Annotated in this window: 7 protein-coding genes; 4 read left to right on the top strand and 3 right to left on the bottom strand. The window is 64.6% G+C overall.

Annotated features, from left to right (window positions below; all coding sequences use genetic code 11):
• On the top strand, positions 1-1,230 hold a 1,230-nt coding region (locus N536_RS0126095), incomplete at its 5' end, for an HNH endonuclease signature motif containing protein (RefSeq protein WP_029116323.1).
• A 292-nt stretch (positions 1,231-1,522) separates the two neighbouring features.
• Here N536_RS0126095 and N536_RS39445 read toward each other — a convergent pair.
• Together N536_RS39445 and N536_RS0126085 are read right to left on the bottom strand one after the other, a co-directional pair.
• On the bottom strand, positions 1,523-2,182 hold the full coding sequence (locus N536_RS39445) for a 2-phosphosulfolactate phosphatase (RefSeq protein WP_369798473.1): 660 nt from the start codon (positions 2,180-2,182) through the stop codon (positions 1,523-1,525).
• A gap of 143 nt (positions 2,183-2,325) precedes the next feature.
• Positions 2,326-3,693, bottom strand: coding sequence for a DUF1254 domain-containing protein (locus N536_RS0126085; RefSeq protein WP_369798472.1), 1,368 nt, complete (start codon positions 3,691-3,693; stop codon positions 2,326-2,328).
• Positions 3,694-3,914: 221 nt separating this feature from the next.
• Here N536_RS0126085 and N536_RS0126080 point away from each other — a divergent pair, with 221 nt between their 5' ends.
• Genes N536_RS0126080 through N536_RS0126070 form a run of 3 tightly spaced genes read left to right on the top strand, consistent with a single transcriptional unit; the run spans position 3,915 to position 6,283 of the window.
• On the top strand, positions 3,915-4,928 hold the full coding sequence (locus N536_RS0126080) for an AraC family transcriptional regulator (protein WP_231514636.1): 1,014 nt from the start codon (positions 3,915-3,917) through the stop codon (positions 4,926-4,928).
• Positions 4,925-5,536 (top strand): hypothetical protein, encoded by a 612-nt coding sequence (locus N536_RS0126075; RefSeq protein ID WP_051574770.1) that lies wholly within the window; start codon positions 4,925-4,927, stop codon positions 5,534-5,536. Before N536_RS0126080 ends, N536_RS0126075 begins: the two co-directional genes overlap by 4 nt.
• An 18-nt stretch (positions 5,537-5,554) precedes the next feature.
• On the top strand, positions 5,555-6,283 hold the full coding sequence (locus N536_RS0126070) for a peptidase E (protein ID WP_029116319.1): 729 nt from the start codon (positions 5,555-5,557) through the stop codon (positions 6,281-6,283).
• On the opposite strand, the gene N536_RS0126065 is transcribed toward N536_RS0126070, so the two are convergent.
• Positions 6,280-7,053: an SDR family oxidoreductase gene (locus tag N536_RS0126065; protein WP_029116318.1), complete on the bottom strand. Its 774-nt coding sequence runs from the start codon at positions 7,051-7,053 to the stop codon at positions 6,280-6,282. The two genes, N536_RS0126070 and N536_RS0126065, sit on opposite strands and share 4 nt — an antisense overlap.
• Between the last annotated feature and the right edge of the window lie 129 nt (positions 7,054-7,182).

Here is a 7,182-nt window from a genome sequence, read left to right as displayed (position 1 = left end):
GGTCGGCTGGTGGAGGTCGTCGCCGAGATCGACCGCGACGGGTTGTGGGGTGCTACGGGGTGTAGTTCGGTTGCGGCGTTGGTGGCCTGGAAGACCGGGGTGTCACCGCACACGGCGCAAAAGATCGTCGCCGTCGCGCGCCGGCTCGAGGAGTTCCCTCAGTGTGCGGCGGGGATGCGGGAGGGCCGATTCTCGTTGGATCAGGTCGGGGTGATCGCCAAGCGGGCACCCGAGGGATCCGATCAGCACTTCGCGAATCTGGCTGCGTCAGCGACGGTGAACCAGTTGAGCACTGCGCTGAAGCTGCAACCGCCACCCGAACCCGAACCTGAGGCCGAGACTGACGATGACGAGGACGAGGACGAGGCGCCGCCGCCGCGGCCGGAACCGCCACGCTCGTTCAGCAAGACCTCCGACGAGCAGTCCACCACCTATCGGCTCACCCTGCCGCATGAGGAGGCTGCGATCTTCGATGCTGCGGTGGACTCGCATCGCGACGCGCTGATCACCGACTGGAAACACCACCACGACCCCGACGATGACCGTGATACCGACGGCTACGCAGACGCAGACGCAGACGGGGCGTCCGAGCAGGCGCCGCCGTTCCCGAACACCGTCGATGCGGTCATGAGCGTGGTCAAAGCGGGTTGGGACGCCGACGTGGCTCGCCGCCCGCACGGGCAGCACACCACCGTGGTCGTGCACGTCGACCTCGAGAGCCGCATCGCAGCACTGCACCTGGGGCCGCTACTCACGGACGCCGACCGCCAATACCTGACCTGCGACGCGACCTGCGAGGTGTGGTTCGAACGCGACGGCCAGGTCATCGGATCCGGGCGCGAGACCCGCCAGATCAGCCGCCGGCTGCGCCGCGCGCTGGAGCACCGAGATCGCTGCTGCGTGGTCCCCGGCTGCGGGGCCACCCGTGGTCTGCAGGCTCACCACATAATCCATTGGGAGGATGGCGGTCTTACCGAGTTGGAGAACCTGGTGCTGGTCTGCCCTTACCATCACCGGGCCCACCATCGCGGGGTCGTCACCATCACCGGACCCGCCCAGGATCTCGTCGTCACCGACAGTCGCGGCCGACCGATGAGTTCGGGATCGCTAGCCCGTCCGCCCACGACACCCCCGCCTGATGTTCCACCCTGCAAGGGGCCGACCGGCGAACGCGCCGACTGGTGGTGGTACACCCCATACCAACCCAAACCACCACCCACCAACAACTAGGTTGGTCGCCACCGGTCCTGATCAACACCGGATCGAAGCAAACGGGTTCGGGCATCGCGTAATTCGTTCGAGACTCGGATGCGTCGCGGACGCCGTCTCACCGGCCTACCGGAACGGGAGCGGTGAATCGTCAGAAGCCGAATGGTGCCTGCGCGTTGGGGATACCCTGAAGACCGCGACGGAGTTCTCCCATCGACCACACACGGTTCCGGTAGCCGTGCGGACTTCAGGCTCGAGATCCACTCGAGGGCTTTACCTTCCCGAGGTACGGGGCGTTTCGACGAGGCCCACGCTACTCAGCTACGAAGCAGTCGCCTTGGAGTACCGGAACGGAACGGCTCTGGTCGAGCTCGGCCGCGACCGACACATCGGTCTCGAAGCCGAGCTCGCTCAGCTCTCGACCCGATACGCAATCAATCAGCAGCGTCTGGACCGACGGCGCCACGGCACTCCACGCTGCGAGGGCGGCTCCCGATTCGGGTGAGATGCTGCGCCCGTCGGCCGCCAGTAGTTCTATGAGCGCCCCTGCGCCCCACAGATCTTCGACTGCGGGGCTCAGGCTCGCGTCCGAGCGGATTTCACCGGCGGCGATCACCGCGATCGTCGCATGCCGCGGAAGGTGTCGCCCGATCCACTCTGCAACGGCCCTGGTGTTGCGCAAGCACCCGGCGACCACCTGCGGCCCGTGCGCCGCGCCAAGCGTGACAGCGATGGTAGAGCCGTTTGGCGATGGCAGCACCAGTCGAGCGATGAAGCCGGCATGGCGGATCGATTCGGGTGACAAAGTCACGTCTCCAGACGCAGCGCGCGATCTACCCACCGCCAAGACTGCGTCCCGATCTGACGCGAAGCGAAGCGCGCTTTCGCGATCCTGCCAACGATATGGGTACACGTCGATGCCCTTATCGGCCGCGACCGAAACGGCGGTGGTAAATGACAACACGTCGACCATCACGGCGAGATCTGCTACTGCGCCGAGGGTTTCAGCCCCACCGAGCCCCAATCGAAGCGAACGTCATAGCCGTCCTGGAGATGGGCCCTCGTTTTCATGCCACCAATCATGGAAACGTTCGCGGGCACAAGCCGGGACGGACGCTAAATCTTCTCCGGCTTGGGCGCTTGCCAGTTGCCGTCTAGCGCTTCCTCTTTCGGCCAGTACAGCCGCAGGAGTAGCTGGAACGGACCGTCCGGCGCGGGCAGCCAGTTGGATTCCTTCTCCAGACCGGGTGATTCGCTCTGGACGTACAGGGTGTAGCCACCGTCAGCGTCGGCCTTGAGATCAGGCAGCATCGGCGAGTTGATCAGGTACCGGTCAATGGGGTTCGCCACCAACAGGCTTTCCGGCAGCTTGTACATGGTCAGCGACCAGAACGCGTTGACAGGGGGCAGCTGCCCGGGCGGGAACCGGAAGGTGTAGTTGTTGGCCCCGTTCAGCGTTGCGCGGGTCGAGTCGTTCGGGAGGAACGGGTAGATCGCTTCTTGCGCAGTGTTGCCGTAGATTCCGAGCACCGCGCCGGCCATACGGTAGAGGTAGTTGTCGCCGATCTCCTCGGGGCTGCCGAAGAGATCGGCGGTAGTGACCTTCCCGGTGTTGATCTTGTCCTTCTGCAGGGTGTCGAATTCTGCCCAGGCGTCGGCCATTCCGCCCTCGATGGCGGTGCGCATCTCGGATGTGAGCGTGTCGGCGTCAAAGCTGCCGTCGGGTCCAATGCCGATGGTGGCGAAGCGGGCCCGCAGGTCCTCGTCCATGGGCAGCGTTGGGGCGTAGCGCAGCGTGAAGTTCAGGATGTCGAAGAACTGCGGTGAGGTCTTCTCTTCGTCGGGCGTCAGGGGCTTGACGAAGTCGATCGTCGGCGGTGTGGCAGGCAGCGGCCGGTTCAGGAACGCCGACAAGGGCTGAACTTGGTAGCCGGCCTGGACCTTCTTGACGTTGTCGAGATCGTCGGGACTGAACAACTGAGTGCGGTAGGCGACGAACGCAAACTCGGTGTTGGACTGGATGACTTCGGTGATGCCAGCAGGTTTCTCGCCGTGCCAGCTCGGTCCGGCGAGCAGATACTTGCCGCCGCCATTGCCCGTGGTGCGGCTGCCGACGTAGGCGAAGTTGTAGGTGTAGGCGTCAATGAACTGCACCGAGAAGTAGCGGTCCGCCTCGATGCGCGGGATGGTGAGCACCAGTGGCTCGGCCCGTAGGTCGGCACCGATGAAGGAGTAGGGCGTATCGGAGTTGGGAGTCTGGATGGCGGTGTCGGCGGGTGTGGCCACACGGCCCAGATTGTGGATCTGATTCCACGCGCCCTTGTAGTTCGCGCCCTGCTTGTCGACGAAGTACGAATACTGGATGCGGTAGTTGTCGACCATAGGGAAGCCGTAGACGTATGCCTGTTTTGCGATCGCTCGGACCTGCTCCATGCTCACCTCACCATCGTCGTCGGATGCGCCACTGTCACTGCACGCCGACATCGCCGCCGACATCGCCACTACGGCAACCACACTCGGCCACCGCCACCACGCACCAGAAAGCTTCAACTCGGACCCTTCGGTTGGACCGCCCGGCTCGTCGCACCGGGCTCGTCGAAATAGACCGGCCCTTGCCATGTCACCGTCGGCGGTGAACGGGGCCCCGACCATCCTTGCCGTCCACCCCGATGGTCGTCTTGACATTTATGGACATCTTCTTGACTGTGGTGGACATGTTGTTGGTGCGGGGCTCGTCGCTAACGGGGTTCTCGCCACTCGTGACCGCCCTCGGCGGCAACCCCAGTGAGGTCCTGGCATTGGCCAACATCGATGCCGAGGATGTCGGAGCTCGTGACCGATTCATCCCACTGCGCAGCGCCATTGCCGCCGTGGAGGACGCGGCCGTGGTTCTCAACGTGGCCGATTTCGGCCGTCAGCTCGCACTGCGCCAAAGCGTCGACATCCTCGGACCAGTCGGTCTCGCGGCCCGCACCGCTGCCACCGTCGCCGACGCCTTCGCCATACTCGATACCTACATGGACGCCTACAGCCCCGGGATCGCCACCCGCATCTGTCCCCATCCCGACCCCGCGCTGGCCCGGTTCGAATTCGACTTCCTGCTCAACCCGCCACCCCCGCAAGCCCAAGCAGTCGAACTGGCTCTTGGTGTCACGGTGCGGATGCTGCAGCTGTTTTTGGGCACCACCTACCGAGCGGTGGCCGTGCATCTGCCCCACCCCGCGCTGAGCACCAACGCCGACTATCGCCGCTACTTCGGCTGCCCACCACAGTTCAACGAGCCGATCGCCGGATTCAGCATGCGCGCCACCGATCTTCAGCGACCACTCACCCACGACACCCTCGCCCACCAACTCGCCCTGAACTACTTGTCCAACACCGTCGGCCAGCAGACCCGCGGTCTGGCCGACACCTTGCGCAGCGTTGTCCGCCAACTGCTGCCCACCGGGGACCTCACCGCCGAGATGGCCGCGCGCCAATTCGGCCTCCATCCCAAAGCGCTGCGCCGCCGGCTGGCCGCCGAAGGGACCAGCTTCGCCGAGCTGCTCGATCAGACCCGCCGCGACATCGCTCACCGGCTACTGCTCGACACCGACCTCAGTCTCAACCAGGTGTGTCGCCAACTCGGCTACGCCGAACAAAGTGTGCTCACCCGATCCTGCAGACGCTGGTTCGACACGACCCCGACCGCCTACCGCCGCAACAGACAGACACCATGACCGGACGTGAACTCACCGACGCCGAGATCAACGAACTCTGGGACGCGTGGACGCCCAGCGAGGTCGCGCGGCGCCTGTCGAAAGTCACCGCGCCGTGGTACGTCGCGGCCGGATGGGCGCTGGAGTTGTTCACCGGCGATGCTGCCCGCGAACACGCCGATCTCGAGATCGGCGTATCGGCTGCATTATTCGGCGACGTCATGCAGGCATTTCCCGACTTCGAATGGGACGTCGTAGGAGACGGTCACGTCTGGCCGTTCCCCGAGCAGTTTGCGAGCCAACATCAGACATGGCTACGCGAACCAAGAACTGGGCGTTATCGCGTCGACGTGTTTCGCGAACCGTACGTCGGCCACCATTGGGTGTGCCGACGCGACACATCGATAACCCTTCCCTACAGCGAGCTGATCCTTCACAACAGCGAGGGCATCCCGTACGCAGCCCCCGAAGTAGTGCTCCTGTTCAAGGCCAAGCACCTGCGCGAGAAGGACATCGCTGACTTCCAGCGTGTCGTGCCCGCGATGGACGAGACACGACGCTCACGACTGATCGGCTGGCTGGCTCGAGTCCACCCTGGCCATCCATGGATCGAAGCACTGACCGAATGACCCAGCTAGGTTGGTCTGATGCCAGCCGACTCACCGACGATCTTGGCGACCAGCGGAGGAATCGTCCCTGGACGCCGGTTGCGGTGGGAATTCAGTGCGTTGACGGAATATGCGATCGAACTCTCCGGGGTGTCCGGGCGTCCGCCGCGGATGTGTTTCCTCGCCACGGCCCAGGGTGACAATCCAACGGTCCTGTACAACCTCTACGCGGCAGCGCAACAACGCGGGATTGCCGGCTCGCACGTGTCGTTGTTCCCGATGCCCAACGTCGAGGACATCACCGCTCACTTGCTCGACCAGGACGTGATCTGGGTCGCCGGGGGGAGCGTCGCCGGCCTTCTGGCCATGTGGCGCTTGCACGGTGTCGACGCCGCCATGCGAGCGGCATGGGAAGCGGGAGTAGTGCTCACAGGCGTGTCAGCTGGGTCGATCTGCTGGCACATCGGCGGGACCACCGACTCGTTCGGTCCACGATTGCGCCCCGTCACCAACGGGCTCGGCCTGATCCCCCATTCCAACGGAGTGCACTACGACTCCGAGCCGGAGCGGCGGCCACTGTTCCAGCGTCTGATCGCCGACGGAGCCCTCCCCGCCGGCTACGCCACCGACGACGGCGTCGGCGTGCTGTACCGAGGCACCACCTACGTCGAGGCGGTCGCCGAGAAGCCCGATGCTGCAGCGTATTTCATTTCGTCCGACGCCGACGGCACCGCAACCGAGGTACGGCTCGACACGACGGCGCTCTAGCGGTCACTACCGGCATGCGGATCGGCCGCATTCAACATCGTCACGACCTGGTCGTAGTCGCCGCGCGCTTCGCCGTAGCGAAGGAACTTCACCCGTTCGACCTGAATCTCCTTGGCGGCGGGGTCATTCTCCAGTATCGCCACCACCTCGGCGACGAACTCATCGAGCGGCATCGCGAACTCGCTCTCGCGCTGGCCGGGTAGTAGGTCGGTGGCGACGGATGGCGGCTCGAGTTCCTTGAACTCGACGTTGGTGTCGGCGAGTTGCAGTCGGAGCGATTCGGTGAGCATGTGGATCGCGGCCTTGGATGCGTTGTAGCTTGGCGTGACCTTCAGCGGCGCGAACGCGAGTCCCGACGACACCGTGATGATGGTGGCCGCGGGTCGAGCCTGCAGGTGTTCGATGAACGCGGCGATCAGACGGATGGGACCAAGCACGTTGGTGCTGATCACGGCTTCCGCGGATTCGAGAAACGATTCGGGCCGGTGCCAGTCCTCGATCTGCATGATGCCCGCCATCGGGATCAGAACATTGAGCTCCGGATAGTTCACCAGAACCTTCTGCGCCGCCGCGTCGATGCTGACAGGGTCGTTCGCGTCGATCTGCACGGTGCCCAGATCCGGGTGTCTGGCCGCGATCTCGTCGAGCAGCTCCTTGCGTCGACCTCCGACGATCACGGTGTTGTCCTTGGCCTGCAGCGCCAGAGCCAGAGCCAGGCCGATGCCGCTGGTCGAGCCGGGAATGAAGATGGTGTTGCCCGAGATCTTCACGATCGGTGCCTTTCTCATACGGGTAGCTGTGCGCGCGCTGAACGGTAGGGTGCGTGTGTTCATGCTCGGCCGCCGATGATTCGGTGTCGACCCCACTGACGCCAATCGGGACGGTAGGGCTAGCTGGAA

The organism is Mycobacterium sp. URHB0044 (genome assembly GCF_000620625.1).
Lineage (GTDB): Bacteria > Actinomycetota > Actinomycetes > Mycobacteriales > Mycobacteriaceae > Mycobacterium.
The sequence above is the reverse complement of the archived record's forward strand: the minus strand, read 5'-3'. Positions and strand labels throughout refer to the sequence as shown.